Source organism: Psychrobacter sp. 4Bb, assembly GCF_002836735.1.
Lineage (GTDB): Bacteria > Pseudomonadota > Gammaproteobacteria > Pseudomonadales > Moraxellaceae > Psychrobacter.
On sequence record NZ_PJAS01000026.1, the window covers coordinates 1 to 530 of the forward strand.

The 530-nt window shown below is 45.5% G+C and carries 1 protein-coding gene; it reads left to right on the forward strand.

Annotated features, from left to right (window positions below; translation table 11 throughout):
• Positions 1–56: 56 nt before the first annotated feature.
• Positions 57–530 (forward strand): transposase (locus CXF60_RS00620; RefSeq protein WP_180958053.1); only part of this gene is annotated, 474 nt, incomplete at its 3' end.

A 530-nucleotide genomic window follows, 5' to 3' on the forward strand; every position in this document is an offset into this window, starting at 1 on the left:
GAGCCTTTCCCAAACTTTGTGTAACTGCTTATAATCCACTAACAGGAGAATAAGCAATGACGACTCAATCTGACATTAAAAAACTGGCCGAGCAAATGGCTGGTAGCATGAACAGCTTCGATGACATCAAAGACTTTCAGAGGCAGCTCATGCAATCTTTTATCGACACCGCACTTGAAGCCGAGATGGAAGACCACCTCGGTTACCCCAAGCATGAGAAAGCAGATAAACCAAACAAGCGCAACGGACACACTAAAAAGACCGTCCGCAGTGATACAGGCGATCTTGAAATCTCTACCCCAAGAGACCGTGATAGCAGCTTTGAGCCTGTACTCGTTAGTAAGCATCAAACCCGTATCTCAGGTCTCGATGATAAAATCATATTCCTTTACGCCAAGGGTCAAACCACCACTGAGATCGTAGAGAGCATTAAAGAGCTCTACGATGTCGACATCTCAAGCTCTCTTGTCTCAAGAGTCACCGATAACATATTAGAGGACATCACCGCTTGGCAGAACAGGCCATTGAAT